Here is a 16,455-nt window from a genome sequence, read left to right as displayed (position 1 = left end):
TCCGTTTCCGGGGTTCTGCGATGCGCCGAAGATGCCGCACGCCGGGCATGGCTTCCAACGCAGGACCGGAACGTCCATCATCACCCCGGTGAATGATAGGAAGGCGCATGGCCGGACTCGGCAGCCTCGACCTGAACCTGCTCCGGGTCTTCGACGCGGTGGCGCGGGAGCGGCACGTGACCCGGGCGGCGGAGCGGCTGAACCTCTCCCAGCCCGCCGTCTCCAATGCGCTCGCCCGGCTGCGCCAGGCGCTGGGCGATGAGCTGTTTCTCCGCCGGCCCGGCGGGGTCGAGCCGACCGCGCTCGCCCTCAGCCTCGCCGGACCGGTCGCCGATGCGCTGGACCGCATCGGCGCCGCCATCTCCGCCCAGGCACCCTTCGACCCGGCGACGACCGAGCGGGTCTTCACCCTCGCCTTCAGCGAATATGCGGAAGCGGTGCTGGCCCCGCCGCTGCTCGCCCGCATGGCGCAGGAGGCGCCGCGCGCGCTGCTCGCCATCCGCCATGCCGACCGCACGAATTGGGAGGCGCTGCTGGAGAGCGACGGCGCGGAGCTGGCGCTCGGCGTGCTGCCGGAACCGCCGGCGCTATACACAAGGCTGCGGCTGCTGCCGGAGGGATTCTGCACCGTCATGCGCCCCGGCCATCCGCTGGCGGAAGGCGAGCTGACCGTGGAGCGCTTCGTCTCCGTGCCGCATCTGCTGCACTCGCCCAATGGCTCCCGCAGCGGGGCGATCGACGAGATGCTGGCCGAGATCGGCCAGAGCCGGCGGCTGGGCGCCGTGGTTGCGCATCTCTCGGCGGTGCCGGAGATCCTGCTGCGCACGGATATGATCATGAGCCTGTCCTCCCGCCTCGCCGTGCGGCTGGCGGAAGCGCATGGGCTGGCCCTGCGCGACCCGCCCGTCGCGCCGCGCCACACGCGGCTCTCGCTGCTGTTCCATCGTCGCTTCGAGGCCGATCCCGGCCATGCCTGGATGCGCCGCTTGCTGCTGACGGTGGCGCGCGGGGTGGAGCCGCCGGCCGGGCTGCAGGACGGGCCGGAGCTGACCGAATGAGCGAGGAATTCGACTATGTCGTCGTCGGCGGCGGCAGCGCCGGCTGCGTGCTGGCGGCGCGGCTGTCCGAGGATGGCCAAGCCCGCGTCGCGCTGATCGAGGCCGGGGGCCGCGACCGCCACCCCTATATCCACATCCCCGCCGGTTATGCCCGCATCCTCGGCCATAAGCGGCTGACCTGGGGCTATCGGACGGAGCCCGATCCGGGCACCGCCGACCGGGCGCTGGATTATCCGCGCGGCCGGGTCTGGGGCGGGTCGTCTTCGATCAACGGGCTCGGCCATGTGCGCGGGCACCCCTCCGACTATGACCTCTGGGCGCAGAAGGGCTGCACCGGCTGGGACTGGGACAGCCTGCTGCCCTATTTCCAGCGGCACGAGGCCTATGCCGGGGGCGGCGAGGGACGCGGCATGGCGGGGCCGCAGCCGGTGGAGCCGCTTGCCGACCGGCCGCCCCTGATGGACCACCTCGCCGAGGCGGCGCGGGCGGTTGGACTGCCGGTGCAGCGCGACATGAACGGGCCGGTGCGGGAGGGATTCTCCGAGTTCCAGCAGACCCGGCGCGGGCGGCGGCGCATCTCGGCGGCGCGGGCCTATCTGCATCCGGCGCTCGGCCGGCCGAATCTCGCCGTCATCGACCAGGCGCTGGCGCTGCGCGTGGTGATCGAGGAGGGCCGCGCCACCGGCATCGCTATCCGCCGCGGCGGGGTCGAGAGCGTGGTGCGGGCACGGCGGGAGGTGATCCTGGCGGCCGGCGCCATCGGCTCGCCGCAGCTGCTCATGCTCTCGGGCCTCGGGCCGGGGGAGGCGCTGCAGGGCCTCGGCATCCCAGTGCTGCGGGACATGCCGGGGATCGGGGCCAACCTCCAGGACCATTACATCGTCCGGCTCGGCTACCGGCTGGCGGCGCATCGCTGGTCGGCCAACCGGCGCATCGCCGGCTGGCGGCTGCCACTGGAGGCGATCCGCTGGGCGGTGGCCGGCACCGGGGTGCTGACCTGGTCGCCGGGCATGTTCTCGATCTTCGCCCGCACCGCGCCGGGGCTGGAGGCGCCGGACGTCCAGATCAATGGCGGCCCCGTTTCCTGGGCCGAGGCCCCAGGCGAGGGACGCTGGCCGGGCCTTGCCATTGGCGTGCCGGAGGCGGAGCCGGGCATGACCATCGGCGTCTGGCAATGCCGGCCGGAAAGCCGCGGCACGGTGACGCTCGCCTCGCCCGATCCGGCGGTGGCGCCGCGCATCGCGCCGCGCTACCTGGCGACGGAGGGCGACCGCGCCTGCGTGTTGCGCGGGATGCGGCTGGCGCGGCGCTGGCTGGCGACGCCGCCGCTGGCCGGCATCGTGCTGGGTGAGTCCCGGCCGGGCCCGGCGGCCGAGAGCGATGCCGACCTGCTGGATTTCGCCCGCGCCACCGGCGGCACTGTCTATCACCCCTGCGGCACGGTGCGGATGGGCGGCGACCCGACGGCGCCGCTCGATGCGGCGCTTCGGCTGCGTGGCGTCGCGGGGTTGCGGGTGGTGGATGCCTCGGTCTTCCCGGACATCCCGGTCTGCAACATCAATGCGACGGTGCTGAGCGTGGCGGAGCGGGGGGCGGAACTGATCCGCGGCGAGACCTAACCGGCGCAGCCGGGCAGGCGGCCCTTGGTGTAGTCCACGAAGCCGCGCCAGGCGGTGACGATGGGACTGTCCGGCGTGCCGAGCAGCAGGCCGGGCCAAAGCGCCTGCGGCGTGGCATGCGCCGGGGTGACCGCCTGGCCTATCGCCTCGATCACCGAGCGCGGCAAGGCGCAGCCGGGGAAGGGCAGGGCGGCGGCGGGATGCAGGGCGGCGCTGTGCAGCAGCACGCCGCCCTGGACCGAACTGCCGGCCAGGACGGCCGCGAAGACGGCAGCGATCAGCGGGAGCGCCCAGCGCATCGAATACCTCCTGGCCTTCGACCGGGGTGACGCATGCGCCGTGCCAGGCCGAAGGGCAGCTTTCGGGCGGTCTCGCCGCAGAATGCGATGCATTTCGCGTTTTGCGCTGCCTGGAACGACCTGTCGAAGTCTAGGATGCGGAGCCGAAGCCTTCGCGCCGAGCATGAGGGTGCCCTGAATGCCGCAGCCCTGCCGTGTGGATCCATCGGTCCGGCCAGCATTGGGCAGGAGTCCGCCTGTCGCGGGCACAGCCCCCAATCAATGCCGGCCCGCCAATACCACAACCATTGCGCGATTTTTGGAACGATGAGCCGCATTTCTGGCGTCAAACTCGGGTTCTTGTGGTCATTGCAAACCGCGATTGACACAAAAGTCCAAAAATGCGACGAACCATTCCGTGAGCGCGATAGACCCCAGCATTGCCGAGCAGTTGGCCCAGGATCTGCCTCCGGCCGATTTCCGGCGCATCATCGAAACCTTCGAGGACGACCTCGGACGGCTGGCCGTGCAGCTCGAAGCGGCGGCGGTTGCGGGCAATTGGGATGGCTACCAGCGCGCGGCGCACAGCTTGGCCGGGGCGGCCGCGGCAGTAGGCGCCGTCCCGCTGGAGAAGGCGGCGCGCGTCGCCATGGACCCGCGCTCGCCGCATCCGCCGGCCGTGGTCGTGCCGGTGATCCGCGACTGCGCGGTGGCGGCGCTCCGGGAACTCGCGGCGCTCGCGGCCCGATCCCCCGGCGCATGACGCCCCCGCGCCGATGAGCGGCGCCACCGGGCGGGTTCTCCTCGTCGAGGACACGCCCACCCAGGCCGAGGTCGCCAAGGCGCATCTGCGCGATCTGGGGCATGAGATCCGCGCTGTCGAGACCGCGACCGAAGCCCTGGAGGTCGCCCGGTCCTGGGATCCGGACGCCATCCTGCTCGACCTCGAATTGCCGGATTTCTCCGGGCTCGAGGTGCTGAAGACACTGCGGGCCGAGGGGTCCGAGACCGCGGTCATCGTCATCACCGCCAATGCTTCGATGAATACGGCGGTCGAGGTGATGCGGGCCGGCGCCACCGACTTCCTGCCCAAGCCCTATCCCAAGGCGAAGCTGGTCTTCACCCTCCAGAACGCCATGGAGAAGCGCGCCCTCGTCATCGAGAAGCGGGCGCTGGAGAGCGAGCTGCAGGCTGCCCGGGCGCTGACCTCACGCCAGGGCTTCATGGGCTTCATCGGCGCCTCGCCGGCGATGCAGGCAGTCTACCGCACCATCGAGAATGTCGCCGCCAGCCGGGCCAATATCTTCATCACCGGCGAGAGCGGCACGGGGAAAGAGCTGGCGGCGGAGGCGGTCCACAAGGCCTCGCCTCGCGCCGGCAAGCCTTTCGTCGCGCTGAACTGCGGCGCCATCCCGCGCGACCTGCTCGAGAGCGAGATCTTCGGCCATGTGAAGGGCGCCTTCACCGGCGCCACCGAGACACGGCTCGGCGCCGCCAAGCAGGCGGATGGCGGCACGCTCTTCCTCGATGAGATCGGCGAGATGCCGCTCGAGATGCAGGTGAAGCTGCTGCGCTTCGTGCAGACCGGCAGCTTCCAGCCGGTCGGCGGCTCCCGGCCCGAGAAGGTGGATGTGCGCTTCGTCTGCGCCACCAACCGCGATCCACTGGCCGAGGTGGAGGCGGGGCGGTTCCGCGAGGATCTGTACTATCGCCTCTATGTCGTGCCGATCGAGCTGCCGCCGCTGCGCGCCCGCGGCCAGGACGTGCTGCTGATTGCCCGCGCCTTCCTGACCCAGTTCAGCCGCGAGGAGCGCAAGCGCTTCCGCAGCTTCACGCCCGAGGCGGAAGGGGCAATTCTCGCCTATCCCTGGCCGGGCAATGTCCGCCAGCTGCAGAATGTGGTCCGCAACGTGGTCGTGCTGCATGAGGGCGAGCGGGTGGAGGCGGCGATGCTGCCGGCGACCCTGCTCCGCGCCGGGCCGCGCGCTGCACCGGCCCCTGCCGCAATCCCTACCGCAATCCCTACCGCCCTGGCCGAGCCGGCGATGCCCGCCGCCGAGCCGGCACCCGCCGCCTGGCAGCCGCCGCCCGAGCCGGCCCCGGCGCCGTCCGCCGAGCCGGCGGGGATCGAGATCATGCCGCTGGCGGAGATGGAGCGGCGGCTGATCCTCGCCGCCCTCGACCAGACTGGCCAGGACGTGCCCCGCGCCGCCTCGCTGCTGGAGATCAATCCCTCGACCATCTATCGCAAGCTGCAAAGCTGGCGCGGCGCGAAGCAGCGGGTGACCGCCTAATCCGGCTTCCAGCGCAGCCGCCGCAGCAGCCATTCGCGATAGGCGAGCACCGCCTCGGGCGGCGGGGCGAGCGGTGCCAGCACCGGGGGCAGTTCGGCGGCGGGCTGGATGCGGAGGCCGGGGGGCAGGCCGGCGCGCTGCTCCTCCTCCAGCCACCGCCCCACAGCGGCGCGCCAGAGTGCGACCAGGTCGGCCGGGGTCAGCGCCGGCAGCATCAGGGCGCAGACCAGCCGGGCATTGGCCGCCGCCGCGGCGCAGGCCGCCCGCAGTGCGGCATCGCCGCCGGGGGCGAGCTCGGTCCAGGCCGGGACCTCGGGCAGGGCGGGGTCGCGGGCCTCATCCAGCACGCACCAGGGCCGGGCGCCGAGGGCGGCGAGCCGGGCCGGGATATCGGCGCCTTGCAGCACCACCGCCTCCACCGCGCCCGCGGCCAGCGCCGCCTCGGCCCGGCCCGGCGGAAGGCCCATCACTGGCTGGGCGGCATGGCCGAGCAGATCGAGCGCCAGCAGCGCCGCGCCCGTTGCCGCATCCGGCGCCGCCAAGGCGAGGCGGAGCGGCGATATGCCGAGGCCGGGGAGGGGCTGCCGCCCGGCCAGGACCGCCGGAGCCTGGGCGGCGCAGAGCGGCACCCAGCCGGCGCCGTCGAAACGCGCTCTCGGGTCACCGGCCAGCCGCGCCTGGGCGGCGGCGCCGGGCAGGGCCAGCAGCGTATGGCCATCAGGCGCCGCCGCGGTGGCGAATCGGTTGGCCGCCGTCACCCCGTCCGGCCCGCCGAGCACCAGGCAATCCAGCATCACCCCGCCGGTGCCGCGCGCCAGCGCCGCCGCCAGCCGACCTGCCCAGTGCAGCAGCGGCCCGTCCTCCGGCCCCGGGACGAGCAGGGTGGCGCGGGCGGGCAGCAGGGCGAGGGCCGGGCCTGCGCCGGCGGCCAGGGCCGCCAGGCCGAGCAGGGCTCTCCGGGTGGGTCGCGCGGCCTGGCCCATGCGCTGCGTCCTCCGCCCTAGTCGTCGTAGCGCAGCAAGGTCTCGCAGGGGATGCCGACCCGCTCTCGGCCACCGAGGAAGGTCAGCTCGATCAGCGCCGCCGCCGCCGGAACTTCGGCCCCGGCCTGGCGCAGCAGGCCGATGCCGGCCGCCATGGTGCCGCCGGTCGCCAGCAGGTCGTCCAGCAGCACCACCCGCTGGCCGGGCTGCACCGCATCGGCCTGCATCTCGATCCGGTCGGTGCCGTATTCCAGCGCGTAGTCGAGGCCGATCGTCGCTCCCGGCAGCTTGCGCGGCTTGCGCAGCATGACGAAGCCGAGGCCGAGCTCGAGCGCCAGCGGGGCGGCGACGAGGAAGCCGCGGCTCTCGATGCCCGCCAGGATGTCCGGCTTGTAGGGGCGGATGCGGGCGGCGAGCTGTGCCATGGCGGTGCGCCAGGCCGGGCCGTGCCGCAGCAGGGTCGAGATGTCATAGAACAGGATGCCCGGCTTCGGGAAATCCGGGATGCCGCGGATATGCTCGCGCAGGTCGATCTCGGTCGCAGTCTCGGGCATGGCCGGTCCTTCATCGGGAATGCCGCCGGCAGCCGGGGCGGCGCCAATAAGCACCGGCACGGTCCGGCGCGCAACGGTTGGAAGGGCTTGGCGCGGGCGCCTCGCTCGGGCATCTCAGCCCTATGTCGCGTGTCCCGATTGCCCTTCTCGCCGGCCTGTTCGGCTTCGCCGCCTATGTCGTCGGCGTGGTGACGCTCGCCGACCATGTGCTGACGCTGCACTGGGCGATACAGGCGGTGTTCTTCCTGCTGGCCGGCACGCTCTGGGCCTGGCCGGCGAGCCGGCTGATGATCTGGGCAGCGGGGAAGAATTAGAAAACCCCGCCGGCGCGAACCGGCGGGGTTTCGGGCAATGGCCTCAGTGGTCGGAGCGAGAGGATTCGAACCTCCGGCCCCCGCGTCCCGAACACGGTGCTCTACCAGGCTGAGCTACGCTCCGTCGCTTTGGCCATCGCCGCGGGAGGCGGCCGTATAGCGGCTGCGCCGGGCGGGGGCAAGGGGGCTCAGAGCCTCGTCGCCGGCGCGGCCTCCACGGGCGTGGCGCTGTCGCGCAGCAGCGCCATCGCCGCCGGCACATCGGGTGCGACCTGGAACCAGCCGCGGCCCTCGGGGGCGACGAAGCCGGCTGCGATCAGGTGTTCGACCAGTGCCAGGAAGGGCCGCGCCCAGCCGGCGATGTCGAGGATGATGATCGGCTTCGCATGCAGGCCGAGCTGCCGCCAGGTGATCGTCTCCACCAGCTCATCGATGGTGCCGAGCCCGCCGGAGAGGGCGATGAAGGCATCCGAGAGCTCGTACATCCGGGTCTTCCGGCTGTGCATGCTGGTGGTGACCTCCAGCTCGGCGACGGCCGGGCTGGGGCGTTCCAGCCGGGTGAGGAATTCCGGGATCACGCCAAGGACTCGGCCGCCGGCGGCGATCGCCGCCTCCGCCACGGTCCCCATCAACCCGACGCCGCCGCCGCCATAGACCAGGGTGAGGCCGGCCTCGGCCAGGGCGGTGCCGAGCGCCCGCGCCGCCGCCTCATGCACCGGATCGGTGCCGGGACGGCTGCCGCAGAAGACGGCGACGGATCGGATGGCGTGGGACATGCGGGATGCTCCGGTAGGCTTCCCGCTGCAACGCGCGAGGCCGGCGACAGTCGGGGACTTGCCATGGGAAGGGGCCCCCATGCCATGATCACAACGGTGACGGCATAAATCAGGGGTTCTGCATGAAGCGGGGGATGTGGCTGGCGGCGCTGGGGTTCGCGGCGCTGGCGGGGACGGCGTTGGCCCAAGGCGACGTGATCGCCGAGCGGCGCGCCGGCCTGAAGCGCATGGGCGGGCATATGGATGCGATCAAGCCGGTGGCCGAGTCGCGGGGCGATGTGAAGGCGCTGGAGCCGCGGGTCGATGACATGATCGCCTGGTTCCGCAGCATGCCGCAGCGCTTCCCGGAGGGGTCGAGCACTGGCGACACCAAGGCCCTGCCGAGCATCTGGTCCGACCGCACCGGATTCGAGACGGCGGATGCCCGCATGGTCTCGCAGCTTGAGGTGCTGAAGAAGGCCGCGGCCGATGGCGATGCGGCGGCCTTCGCCACCGCCTTCCAGGCCACCGGGCCGCTCTGCGGCGCCTGCCACCGCAATTATCGGGCGCGGTAGGTCAGCCCAGCCGGCTGATCCCGAAGACGATCAGTGCCGCCGCGCCCAGCAGCGCGGCGGCCAGCAGCGGGGAGCCGAGCCGCGGCGCCCGCGAATCGACCGGCAGGGATTTCCGGCCGGTCACCATCGGCCGCACCAGGTCATGGCCCTTCAGCAGCGCATAGGCCAGCACCGCCAGCACATGCAGCGCGGCCGCGATCAGGATCAGGTTGAACAGGCGATGGTGCTGCCCGGTGAACCATTCGCTGGTGGCCGAGGAGACGAGCCCCGCCAGCGGCCCCTTGGCGCCATAGTCGAAATCCGGCTCTTCGGCCGAGAAGAGCCCGGTGATCGGCTGCGCCAGCAGCAGCGCCAGCAGCACCAGCACCATCCAGCCGCCGGCGGCATTGTGGCCGATCTCGCGATCCGGCTCCCGCTTCCGGAACTCCCGCAGATGATGCAGGGCGGCGAGCGGCGATTTCAGGAAGCGGGCGAAGCGCGCCGTCTCCGACCCGACCAGCCCCCAGGCGAGGCGAAACAGCACCAGCGTCAGCACCGCGTAGCCGGAGAGGTAATGCACCTCCATCCAGCCCTGCTCGACGCTGAGATAGGACACGCCCATCAGGACGACGATCGACCAATGGACCAGCCTGATCCAGCCATCCCACACCTTGATGTCCCGCACCGATCCGTCGCGCATCCGGCCCCCCGCCGATCCCGAAGGCGTGAAGCATACAGGGTGGCGCCTCGCGGCGCAGCCCGGCGCGGGGCGGCATGAGCCTCGCGGCCCTGCTGCCCTGGCGCGGCGTTGCGGCGGCGCTGGTCGCGGCGCTGCTCTGGTCCGGCCTGTTCCGCCTGCTGCGGCGGGGCGATCTGGCGGCGCTCGGGGCCGGGCTCGGCCTGGCGTTGGGCTGGGTGCTGGCGCTGGGCCTCGTCACCGGCACGCCGCGGCAGTTGCCGGAAAGGCTGCCGGCGCTGGCGATCGGCGGTGCATTGGCCGGGCTGGTGCTGGCCCTGGCCGGGCGGCGCGGCTGGGTGGCGGCGCTGCTGGCCGGGCTCGGCCTGCTCGGCGCCGGCTGGTGGCTGGCGGGTGGGCCGCTGACGCTGGCGGATCTGCGGCGGGCGATGGTGCCGCTGCTGGCGATCACCGCGGCAGGGGCGGCGGCGCTGCTGGCGCTGCGTGGGCCGCTTGGTGGCGCGGCGGCCCTGGCATTGCTGGCGGCTGGGCTCTGGTTCTTCGGGCCGCCGGGGCCCTGGTTCCTGCTGGCATTGGTCGGCATCGCCGCCGCGCTCGGTGCCTGGCCGGGCGGGGCCTGGGGGGTGGCACCGGCACTGCCCGTCGCCATCGGTCTCGCCGCGCTCGCGGCCGGGCCGATCCTGGCCCGGGGCGGCACCGCGGATTGGCTGGTGGCCGCAGCGCCCTTCGCCGCGCTCTGGCTCGGCCCGGCGCTGAGCGGGCGCTTCGGTGGCCGGGCCGGGGAGCCTATCGGCTGGGCCATCGCCGGGCTGCTCCCGTTGATTTTCGTTTGGTTATTGCATCGCGGACACTGATGGATCGCGGCATTAACTGTATGGTAACATCCAGTCACCGGATGGCGGTGACCGGGTGGCGGTGCAGGCGACCATGGTCTATGGCGGCGCGATGAAGCTGATTGGCCTGCTGGGGCTGGGCGTCCTGGCGGGAGGTGGAACGCTGCTCTGGCTGCTGCCGGAGACGCCGCGGCCCCAGGCTTCGAGCGCAGCCCGGCCTGCCGCCCCGATCGTGGCGGCGCTGCCGCCGCCCACTGCCCCGACCCAGCCGGCGCCGCAGCCGCCACGCTTCGATGTTGCCCGGGTCGGCGCCCGCGGCATGCTGGTCACCGCCGGCCGCGCTGCGCCGACCGCCGAGGTCACGCTGCTGGAAGGCGGGCGGGAGATCGGCCGCGCCCGGGCCGATGGCCGCGGCGAATGGGTGATCCTGCCGGCCGAGCCGCTGCCGCCGGGCTTGCGCGAACTCTCCCTGCTGGCGCGGCTGGCGGGCGGGGAGGCGGTCGCCTCCGAGGACACCGTGTTGCTGCTGGTGCCGGAACCGCCGGCGCCGCAGCCCGAGGCGCCGGCCGGCCGCCCGGCGATGGCCATGCTGCTGCCGCCGACCGCCGGTGCCGCCGCCAATCCCCGCCTCTTGCAGACCCCGGCGGAGGTGGCGCCGGAGCGGCAGCGCCTTGGCCTCGATGTGGTGGATTACGACGACCAGGGCGGCATGCGCTTCGCCGGCAGCGCCCCGCCGGGTTCGAAATTGCGGGTCTATGTCGGGCCCGACCATGCCGGCGATGCGGTGGCCGATCCGGCCGGGCGCTGGAGCCTGACGCCCGAGCACCAGCCGAGCCTCGGGCGGCATACCCTTCGGGTCGACCAGCTCGCCGCCGCAGGCTCGGTCGCGGCACGGATCGAGCTGCCCTTTCAGCGCGAGGCGATCTCGGAGGAGATTCTGCGCGACGGCAAGGTCATCGTGCAGCCGGGCTACAGCCTCTGGCGCATCGCCCGCCAGGTCTATGGCCGGGGCCTGCGCTACACGGTGATCTATGCCGCCAACCGCGACCAGATCCGCGAACCGCGGCTGATCTATCCCGGCCAGGTCTTCGCCGTGCCCGAGGGCGGGCCGCAGGCAGAATCCAGCCGCTCCAGATAGGGGTCGAGCGCCAGGGCGAAGCGCACCATGGCCGCCAGCAGCTCGACCGTCGTCGGCGAGTCCGAAAGTGGAGCGCGGGTTTCCAGTTGGACCCGGTGATCGGGCAGCAGCCGGGCCCGCCAGCCGGGCGGCAGGCTGCCGGGCAGGGCGGCGATGGCGGCGAAGGCGCCGGGCCGGGCCGGGCCGGCCTCGGCGGTGGAGGGGATGCGCGCGGCGATGGCCGAGAGCTGCACCTCCTCCGGCCCGAGCGCCGCCTCGCAGCAGCGGCCGCGCCAGGCGAAGCGCATGGCGGGGCGAAGGCCCGGCTCGCGCGGGCGGAGGCTGCCGTCCCGGTCAACGGCGAAGGGACCGAGGGTCAGGTCCTGGGGCAGGGTGGCTTGCATGCCGTGCAGCTTGCCGCGCGAGCGTGAAGACACCATAAACCGCCGCCATGGCCCTTGGACAAAGTCTGCGGCTCGTGCTGGCTCCGCCGCACCGGGCTGGTACCCCCTTCATCCTCATCGGCGCGGCGGTCGGCATCATCGGCGGGCTGCTGCTCGGTAGCTGGCTGTTCTGGCTGGGGCTGATCTTCACCCTCTTCTGCCTGTATTTCTTCCGCGACCCGCGGCGCGTGCCGCCGGGGCGGGAGGGGCTGGTGCTGGCCCCGGCCGATGGGCATGTGGTCAGCGTCATGCCGGCGGTGCCGCCGGCCGAGCTCGGCCTCGGCCCCGCGCCGCGCTGGCGGGTGGCGATCTTCCTCTCGGTGATGGATGTGCATGTGAACCGCGTGCCGGTGGATGGCCGCGTGACCCGCATCGCCTACCGGCACGGCAAATACCTCAGCGCCAATCTCGACAAGGCGAGCGAGGACAACGAACGCAATGCCATCGCCATCGCCCTGCCGGATGGGCGGGACCTGGCGGTGGTGCAGATCGCCGGACTGGTCGCGCGGCGCATCCTCTGCGACATCCGCGAGGGCGAGCCGGTGCAGGCGGGCGACCGCTTCGGCATCATCCGCTTCGGCAGCCGCACCGATGTCTATCTGCCGGAAGGCGTGCGGCCGCTGGTCGAGGTCGGCCAGACCATGATCGGCGGCGAGACGGTGATCGCCGATCTGCTGCCGCCGCGGGCCGCGCCGTGAACGGCCCGCGCTTCCGTGGCCGGCTGCGGCGGTTCCGGCCGCGGACGCGGCCCCGCTACAAGGGGCCGTCCTTCAACCGGCTGATCCCGAACATCATGACCCTGCTCGGCCTCTGTGCCGGGCTGACGGCCATCCGCTTCGCCCTCGATGCGCATTGGGAGAAGGCGGCGGCGCTCATCGTGGTCTGCGCCGCGATCGACGCGCTGGACGGGCGGCTGGCGCGGCTGCTGAAGGCGACCAGCCGGTTCGGCGCGGAATTCGACAGCCTGTCGGACTTCCTCTGCTTCGGCGTGGCGCCGGCGCTGATCCTGTTCCTCTGGACGCTGCATGATGCGCGGGGGCTCGGCTTCACGCCCTGCCTGCTGTTCGCCGTCTGCTCGGCGCTGCGGCTGGCGCGGTTCAATGCCTCGATCGTCGATGCCCCGGCCCTGCCGCTGGCGGGGCCGCCGCCCAAGCCGGCCTATTCGCAGAATTTCTTCACCGGCGTGCCGGCGCCGGCGGGGGCCGGCCTGGCGCTGTTCCCGCTGTTCGCCGCCTTGCTCTTCGAGGATTGGGGCTGGGCCGGGCTGGCCGGCGCGGTGCGGCACCCGGTCTTCTCCGGCCTGCTGCTGGTGGTGGTCGGCGGGCTGATGGTCTCGACCGTGCCGACCTGGAGCTTCAAGAATTTCAAGGTGCCGGCGGATTACGTGCTGCCGCTGCTGCTCGGCATCGGCGCCTATGTGGCGGTGCTGCTGACCGAGCCCTGGGCGGCGCTGGCGGCTGGCGGGCTGATCTATGGCGGCATGCTGCCCTTCTCCGCCCGCAGCTACCGGCAGCTGAAGCGCGAGGCGGAATCGATGCTGGAGCCGGTGGTGGTGAGCGGAGGCGAAGGCCAGTCGGGGTGAAGGCTTGCCCTTCCCACCGCATCCGGTAGGAGGCTAGGCTTTTCCGCGACCAGGGTGGCCGGAGCGCCGCCCCAGACCTGGACAGGCGAACCTCATGCCCATCGACCCTGGCGCGCAGCGCGTCCTCGACCTGATCCGCGAGCTGGGCCGCCCGCCCATCCATACACTGAACCCGGAGGAGGCCCGTGCCGCCTCCGCCAAGTCCCGAAGCGTGCTGCAACCCGAGGGGGAGGCGGTGGCCGAGGTCGAGGACCTCACCTGCCCCGGCCCACACGGCCCGGTCCGGCTGCGCCGCTACCGCGCGGCGGGGACCGAGGCCGCGGAGGTGCTGCCCTGCCTGCTGTTCCTCCATGGCGGCGGCTGGGTGATCGGCGATCTCGACAGCCATGACCAGCCTTGCCGGCTGCTGGCCAATGCGGCGCGCTGCTCGGTCATCGCGGTCGATTACCGGATGGCACCGGAACACCCCTATCCGGCGGCGGTCGAGGACAGCGCCGCGGCGCTGCGCTGGGTGGTGGCGAATGCCGCCCAGCTTCGCATCGATCCGGCCAAGATGGCGGTCGGCGGCGACAGCGCCGGCGGCAACCTTGCCGCCGTCCTGGCGATCATGGGCCGCGACGGCACGGTGCCCGCGGTCGGCTACCAGATGCTGCTCTATCCGGCGACCGATATGGCGGGGCATCACCCGGCCTATGAGCGCTTCACCGAGGGCCTCATCCTCACCCGCGACACCATGCGCTGGTTCATCGGCCATTACGCGCCGGACCCGCAGCGGCGCTTCGAATGGCAGGCCTCGCCATTGCGCGCCAACAGCCTCGCCGGCACGCCGCCCGCCTTCGTCATGACCGCGGGCTACGACCCGCTGGTCGATGAGGGCGCGGCCTATGCACGCCGGCTGGAGGCTGATGGGGTGCATGTCACCTATCTCTATGTCGCCGACCAGATCCATGCCTTCCTGACCATGGGCCGCTTCATCCCCGCCTCGGCCATGGTGCTGCGGCAGGCGGCGCTCTCGCTGCGCCACCATTGGGATGCGGAGCCGGTGCTGTGACGCCGGCGAAGGGCATGCTGGACGGCAAGTCGGCGCTGGTGACCGGCGCCGGTTCCGGCATCGGCCGGGCGACGGCGCTGGCCTTCGCCCGGGAAGGCGCCTGGGTGGCGGCGGCCGACCTGACGCTGGAGGCGGCGCAGCGCACCGTCGCCGCGATCGAGGCGAAGGGTGGCCAGGCGGTCGCCATCGCCGTCGATGTTACCGACGATGCGGCGGTGCAGGCCATGGTGGCGGCCGCGGTCTCGGCCTTCGGCGGGCTGGATTGCGCCTTCAACAATGCCGGCATCGCGCCGCACCAGGTAAACGCCGGTGGCGTGCTCATGGCCGACATGCCGGAAGCCGCCTGGCTGCGGCTGCTGGAGGTGAACCTGACCGGCGTCTGGCGCTGCCTGCGGCATGAGGTGGCGCAGATGCGCCAGCAGGGCGGTGGCGCCATCGTCAACACCGCCTCGGTCGCCGGGCTGGTCGGGCTGCCGGGCGCGGCGGGCTATGTCGCCGGCAAGCATGGCGTGGTGGGCCTGACCAAGGCCGCCGCGGTGGACCATGCGAAGGAGAACATCCGCATCAACGCGGTCTGCCCCGGCTATATCGAGACGCCGATGACCGAGGAATCGAAGCGCCGGCGCGGCGATGCGATCACCGCCCGCACCGCGCTCGGCCGCTTCGGCGTGCCTGAGGAGATTGCCGAGGCGGTGGTCTGGCTCTGCTCCGACCGGGCGAGCTTCGTCACCGGCTCCAACTGGACGGTGGATGGGGGCTACTCGGCCCTCTGAAACCGCCGCCGCAGCGGGATCGCAGCGAGGGAGAGGGCCGCCAGCCCGCAGAGCGCCGCGAGCACCTGCGGCGTCAGGATGCTGCGGAGCTCGAGCGGCCCGCCCGAATCCAGTACCGCGCCCAGCCCGGCGCCTGAAAGGGCAAAAACCGCAGTGCCTGGCAGGATGCCGACGAAGGTCGTGGCGGCGAAGACCGGCAGCCGCACCCCGGCGAAGGCCGGCACCAGGTTGACCAGGAAGAAGGGAAACAGCGGCACCAGCCGCAGCACCAGCAGATAGGACGGGGCATTGCGCCGGATGCCCTCGGCCAGGCGCCGGGCGCGGTCCCCGAAGCGGTCGAGCGCCGCCTCACCGAAGATGGCGCGGGCGAGGAGGAAGACCAGCACGGCACCGAGCGTCGCCCCCGCCACCGCGAGCAGCGTGCCAGCCAGGGCGCCGAAGAGGAAGCCGCCCGTCAGGGTCAGGATCACCGCGCCGGGGATGGAAAGCGCAACCACCGCCGCATAGAGCGCGACATAGGCGCAGGCGGCGATCAGCCCCCGCGCGCCGACCCAGGCAGTGAGCTCGGCCCGATGGCTGCGCAACGTATCGAGCGAGAGGAAGTCGGCTGCACCGGAGAGGCGCAGGCCGAGGATGATGGCGATGGCCGCCAACGCCAGCCAGAGCCGGCGGTCACGCAGCAGATGGATGATTCAGATATCCAGACCGGCAAGGAGGAACAGGCCGAACAGCACGACCAGCACCATCGCCCCACCGGCGACGTAGCGCAACGTGCTGGTCCGGCCGGTCTGGCCATAGCGTGTCGTGATGGAGCTGGCTTCAATCAGCATGGCGGTGAACTCCAAGCGCACTAATTCTACTGGAGGATGTATTCTATCCCACCATCTCGCGCAATGGGAAAGGTTGCACCGACCATGCGAAGCCACAGCGCGAAGCTAAGAAGTGGGAAATGGAGTTGCCGGCATGGTGATGTCTGCATTTAGGCACTACACTGTGAACATATTGCTAAGGGGACAGCTCGACCGTGGAGCGTGAAGTCGCAAGGGTGGCTGCTGCCTGCGACCTGCGGGCATTTCGCTACCTTCCCTTCGCGCCCGTCGGGATCGACCCCGTGCCGATCCTGTCGGAACCAGAGCCGGACCCCGAGCCAGAGCAGCAGGCCGTGGCGGCCCCCGCACCGGAGCCCGTACCGGAGCCGGTCATGACCATGGCCGTCGCCGTGGCGCCGCCGGAACCGGAGCCCGAGCCGCTACCCATGGCCGCAGTCCCGGTTGCGGTCCGGCAGGCACCGCCGCCTCCGGTCCCGGCCGCGCCGCACCGTTTCCGCATGTTGGAGGAACTCAGTCCCGCGCCGGTGCAGGCCACTGAGCCGCAGCCGGTGACCGCGCCGCCAGCCGTCACTCCACGCCGCGTGCCGCGCTCCGCCATGTCGGCGCTGAATGCCGCCGCCTCGGCACCAGCCCCCGCGGCCGCTCCGCCACGCGCCATGCCATCCCCACCACCGCGGGGCGCCATGCCGCGCCGCGCCTGGCCAGGCTGAAGGGCCGCCC

The 16,455-nt window shown here is 72.3% G+C and carries 21 protein-coding genes and 1 tRNA gene; 13 read left to right on the top strand and 9 right to left on the bottom strand.

Features of this window, described 5'->3' with window-relative positions; all coding sequences use genetic code 11:
- The first annotated feature begins 107 nt into the window (after positions 1–107).
- Positions 108–1,058, top strand: a complete 951-nt coding sequence (locus JMJ55_RS14105) for a LysR family transcriptional regulator (protein WP_202826202.1) — start codon at positions 108–110, stop codon at positions 1,056–1,058.
- Positions 1,055–2,677 (top strand): GMC family oxidoreductase, encoded by a 1,623-nt coding sequence (locus JMJ55_RS14100; protein ID WP_202826201.1) that lies wholly within the window; start codon positions 1,055–1,057, stop codon positions 2,675–2,677. Before JMJ55_RS14105 ends, JMJ55_RS14100 begins: the two co-directional genes overlap by 4 nt.
- On the opposite strand, the gene JMJ55_RS14095 is transcribed toward JMJ55_RS14100, so the two are convergent.
- A complete protein-coding gene (locus JMJ55_RS14095; protein ID WP_202826200.1) occupies positions 2,674–2,976 on the bottom strand; it encodes a hypothetical protein in 303 nt (100 codons plus the stop codon). The genes JMJ55_RS14100 and JMJ55_RS14095 overlap by 4 nt on opposite strands.
- Before the next feature lie 397 nt (positions 2,977–3,373).
- Here JMJ55_RS14095 and JMJ55_RS14090 point away from each other — a divergent pair, with 397 nt between their 5' ends.
- Both JMJ55_RS14090 and JMJ55_RS14085 read left to right on the top strand, forming a co-directional pair.
- Complete coding sequence (locus JMJ55_RS14090; RefSeq protein ID WP_202826199.1) at positions 3,374–3,718, top strand: Hpt domain-containing protein; 345 nt, start codon at positions 3,374–3,376, stop codon at positions 3,716–3,718.
- A gap of 13 nt (positions 3,719–3,731) precedes the next feature.
- Positions 3,732–5,249, top strand: coding sequence for a sigma-54-dependent transcriptional regulator (locus JMJ55_RS14085; RefSeq protein ID WP_202826198.1), 1,518 nt, complete (start codon positions 3,732–3,734; stop codon positions 5,247–5,249).
- Here JMJ55_RS14085 and JMJ55_RS14080 read toward each other — a convergent pair.
- Both JMJ55_RS14080 and JMJ55_RS14075 read right to left on the bottom strand, forming a co-directional pair.
- Positions 5,246–6,232, bottom strand: a complete 987-nt coding sequence (locus JMJ55_RS14080; protein ID WP_202826197.1) for a hypothetical protein — start codon at positions 6,230–6,232, stop codon at positions 5,246–5,248. The two genes, JMJ55_RS14085 and JMJ55_RS14080, sit on opposite strands and share 4 nt — an antisense overlap.
- Positions 6,233–6,249: 17 nt before the next feature.
- Positions 6,250–6,765 (bottom strand): adenine phosphoribosyltransferase, encoded by a 516-nt coding sequence (locus JMJ55_RS14075; RefSeq protein ID WP_202826437.1) that lies wholly within the window; start codon positions 6,763–6,765, stop codon positions 6,250–6,252.
- 143 nt (positions 6,766–6,908) lie between these two features.
- Between JMJ55_RS14075 and JMJ55_RS14070 the strand changes: the two genes are divergently transcribed.
- The gene (locus tag JMJ55_RS14070; protein WP_202826196.1) at positions 6,909–7,100 is read left to right on the top strand and encodes a DUF2842 domain-containing protein; all 192 of its coding nucleotides are present in this window, start codon (positions 6,909–6,911) and stop codon (positions 7,098–7,100) included.
- A 47-nt stretch (positions 7,101–7,147) separates the two neighbouring features.
- Here the strand turns inward: JMJ55_RS14070 and JMJ55_RS14065 are convergent.
- Both JMJ55_RS14065 and JMJ55_RS14060 read right to left on the bottom strand, forming a co-directional pair.
- Positions 7,148–7,224: transfer RNA gene (locus JMJ55_RS14065), tRNA-Pro, on the bottom strand.
- 64 nt (positions 7,225–7,288) lie between these two features.
- The gene (locus tag JMJ55_RS14060; RefSeq protein ID WP_202826195.1) at positions 7,289–7,876 is read right to left on the bottom strand and encodes an LOG family protein; all 588 of its coding nucleotides are present in this window, start codon (positions 7,874–7,876) and stop codon (positions 7,289–7,291) included.
- A 122-nt stretch (positions 7,877–7,998) separates the two neighbouring features.
- Between JMJ55_RS14060 and JMJ55_RS14055 the strand changes: the two genes are divergently transcribed.
- A complete protein-coding gene (locus JMJ55_RS14055) occupies positions 7,999–8,430 on the top strand; it encodes a cytochrome c (protein ID WP_202826194.1) in 432 nt (143 codons plus the stop codon).
- A 1-nt stretch (position 8,431) separates the two neighbouring features.
- Here the strand turns inward: JMJ55_RS14055 and JMJ55_RS14050 are convergent, their stop codons facing one another.
- Entirely contained in the window at positions 8,432–9,109 is a 678-nt protein-coding gene (locus tag JMJ55_RS14050; RefSeq protein WP_202826193.1) for a cytochrome b/b6 domain-containing protein, read from the bottom strand.
- A gap of 74 nt (positions 9,110–9,183) precedes the next feature.
- Here JMJ55_RS14050 and JMJ55_RS14045 point away from each other — a divergent pair, with 74 nt between their 5' ends.
- Positions 9,184–9,960 carry a hypothetical protein gene (locus JMJ55_RS14045; RefSeq protein WP_202826192.1) on the top strand — a complete coding sequence of 259 codons (777 nt, stop codon included), beginning with the start codon at positions 9,184–9,186 and terminating at the stop codon, positions 9,958–9,960.
- Positions 9,961–10,015: 55 nt separating this feature from the next.
- Positions 10,016–11,077 carry a LysM peptidoglycan-binding domain-containing protein gene (locus JMJ55_RS31920; protein WP_202826191.1) on the top strand — a complete coding sequence of 354 codons (1,062 nt, stop codon included), beginning with the start codon at positions 10,016–10,018 and terminating at the stop codon, positions 11,075–11,077.
- Here JMJ55_RS31920 and JMJ55_RS14035 read toward each other — a convergent pair.
- Positions 11,011–11,460, bottom strand: coding sequence for a hypothetical protein (locus JMJ55_RS14035; protein ID WP_202826190.1), 450 nt, complete (start codon positions 11,458–11,460; stop codon positions 11,011–11,013). The genes JMJ55_RS31920 and JMJ55_RS14035 overlap by 67 nt on opposite strands.
- A gap of 47 nt (positions 11,461–11,507) precedes the next feature.
- On the opposite strand from JMJ55_RS14035, the gene JMJ55_RS14030 reads away from it, so the two are divergent.
- The 4 genes from JMJ55_RS14030 to JMJ55_RS14015 all read left to right on the top strand — a co-directional run bounded on the left by JMJ55_RS14030 (position 11,508) and on the right by JMJ55_RS14015 (position 14,905).
- Positions 11,508–12,197, top strand: a complete 690-nt coding sequence (locus tag JMJ55_RS14030) for a phosphatidylserine decarboxylase (protein WP_202826189.1) — start codon at positions 11,508–11,510, stop codon at positions 12,195–12,197.
- Positions 12,194–13,081 (top strand): CDP-alcohol phosphatidyltransferase family protein, encoded by an 888-nt coding sequence (locus JMJ55_RS14025; RefSeq protein WP_328702644.1) that lies wholly within the window; start codon positions 12,194–12,196, stop codon positions 13,079–13,081. Before JMJ55_RS14030 ends, JMJ55_RS14025 begins: the two co-directional genes overlap by 4 nt.
- 94 nt (positions 13,082–13,175) lie before the next feature.
- A complete protein-coding gene (locus tag JMJ55_RS14020; protein ID WP_202826188.1) occupies positions 13,176–14,132 on the top strand; it encodes an alpha/beta hydrolase in 957 nt (318 codons plus the stop codon).
- Positions 14,129–14,905 (top strand): SDR family NAD(P)-dependent oxidoreductase, encoded by a 777-nt coding sequence (locus JMJ55_RS14015; protein ID WP_328702643.1) that lies wholly within the window; start codon positions 14,129–14,131, stop codon positions 14,903–14,905. The genes JMJ55_RS14020 and JMJ55_RS14015 overlap by 4 nt, the downstream gene beginning before the upstream one ends.
- Here JMJ55_RS14015 and JMJ55_RS14010 read toward each other — a convergent pair.
- Positions 14,890–15,558: a TVP38/TMEM64 family protein gene (locus tag JMJ55_RS14010; RefSeq protein WP_236033705.1), complete on the bottom strand. Its 669-nt coding sequence runs from the start codon at positions 15,556–15,558 to the stop codon at positions 14,890–14,892. The two genes, JMJ55_RS14015 and JMJ55_RS14010, sit on opposite strands and share 16 nt — an antisense overlap.
- 39 nt (positions 15,559–15,597) lie before the next feature.
- The gene (locus tag JMJ55_RS14005; RefSeq protein WP_202826187.1) at positions 15,598–15,750 is read right to left on the bottom strand and encodes a hypothetical protein; all 153 of its coding nucleotides are present in this window, start codon (positions 15,748–15,750) and stop codon (positions 15,598–15,600) included.
- A 179-nt stretch (positions 15,751–15,929) separates the two neighbouring features.
- Between JMJ55_RS14005 and JMJ55_RS14000 the strand changes: the two genes are divergently transcribed.
- Complete coding sequence (locus tag JMJ55_RS14000) at positions 15,930–16,445, top strand: hypothetical protein (protein WP_202826186.1); 516 nt, start codon at positions 15,930–15,932, stop codon at positions 16,443–16,445.
- Positions 16,446–16,455 lie beyond the last annotated feature (10 nt).

The organism is Belnapia mucosa, assembly GCF_016775475.1.
In the GTDB taxonomy this organism is placed as follows: Bacteria; Pseudomonadota; Alphaproteobacteria; order Acetobacterales; family Acetobacteraceae; genus Belnapia; species Belnapia mucosa.
Note: the sequence above shows the minus strand (reverse complement) of the source record. Positions and strands in the feature narration are given on the sequence as shown.